The organism is Corynebacterium sp. HMSC074H12, from assembly GCF_001813755.1.
Classification (GTDB): Bacteria; Actinomycetota; Actinomycetes; order Mycobacteriales; family Mycobacteriaceae; genus Corynebacterium; species Corynebacterium hiratae.
Window position 1 is genome coordinate 1 of the sequence record NZ_KV813940.1, and the last position, 1,177, is coordinate 1,177.

The 1,177-nt window shown below is 48.4% G+C and carries 2 protein-coding genes; both read left to right on the plus strand.

Annotated elements, in window-relative coordinates; translation table 11 throughout:
• The coding region (gene cas1, locus HMPREF2932_RS13465; protein ID WP_141756309.1) for a type II CRISPR-associated endonuclease Cas1 at positions 1-591 on the plus strand (591 nt) is incomplete at its 5' end.
• Between the two features lie 7 nt (positions 592-598).
• Positions 599-904 carry a CRISPR-associated endonuclease Cas2 gene (gene cas2 / locus HMPREF2932_RS13245; protein ID WP_256374704.1) on the plus strand — a complete coding sequence of 102 codons (306 nt, stop codon included), beginning with the start codon at positions 599-601 and terminating at the stop codon, positions 902-904.
• Positions 905-1,177 lie beyond the last annotated feature (273 nt).

Genomic DNA, 1,177 nt, shown 5'->3' on the forward strand with positions numbered 1-1,177 from the left:
GGACTCCGTGTCCAAAAAGTCCATGGACATAACACTTCCGTTCTAAAAGCACTAGCTAAGCCTGGAGCTAAGGAGCTCTACGCCCTCTCTCGTACCGTTAAATCTGGCGATCCAGAGAACCTTGAAGCACAGGCAGCGCGCAAATACTGGTCTTGCGTCTCCCACGGTCATGCATACTTACGTTTACCTGGCAGCGGAGAACCTGGGTGGAATTCTGCGCTCGATTACGGTTACACACTTTTGCGTGGCCATGGAATCCGAGCTGTGGCTAGCGCTGGGCTAGCCGGAGCATTAGGAGTATTCCACCATGGCCGCGGTAACAAGTGGGCATTGGTTGATGATCTCATGGAACCCTTTCGACCAATGGTTGATCAGATTGTCTTCACCGCTACCGCGAACGGAGAGCCATTAGGCTCTCCACAAAAGACTCTTATCTCACAGCATCTGACCAACCCGTTCGATTCCAGTGGAAAATCGTTGACCACAGTTTTTAATGACTTCAGCCAACAATATGGCCTATACATCGAAGGAAATATAAATCACCTAAAAGTTCCGGTTTGGGAAGGAAAACTCGATGCCGGCGAAAGATAGTGAACCAATGTGGTGCGTGGTCATGTTCGATCTTCCCGTAAAATCAAAAATTCAAACCAGAGAGGCTAACCGGTTTCGAAACCATCTTTTAGACCTGGGCTTTTGTAGATCCCAACTAAGCGTTTACGTCCAGTACTTCCCTCTTGCTTCCCGTATCGCAAGTACCGTCAAACAAATCAAGTCCAGCCTACCGGAAGACGGAGATGTGAGAATCATATCCGTCACTGATGTTCAATGGTCAAAGGCGATTCGTTTTTCCAAATCGGAACCTTCCAAAATGGAGAATACCCCACCTCAACTCACGATTTTTTAGCGAAGGATCACCGATAAACTCCAGTAGAACAGCCCTTTTGGGGCTGCACTGAAGTCTATCAGGGGTAATGAGAACTGAACCCCAGCTGCGTGAGTATCGTGAGTTGGCGGCTAAGAAGTCTATCAGGGGTAATGAGAACTGAACCCCAGCACCAGTTTTATCTACCTCTGGAAGGAAAGAAGTCTATCAGGGGTAATGAGAACTGAACCCCAGCTGTCCGTAGACCACCATGACGAACCAAGGAAGTCTATCAGGGGTAATGAGAACTGAACC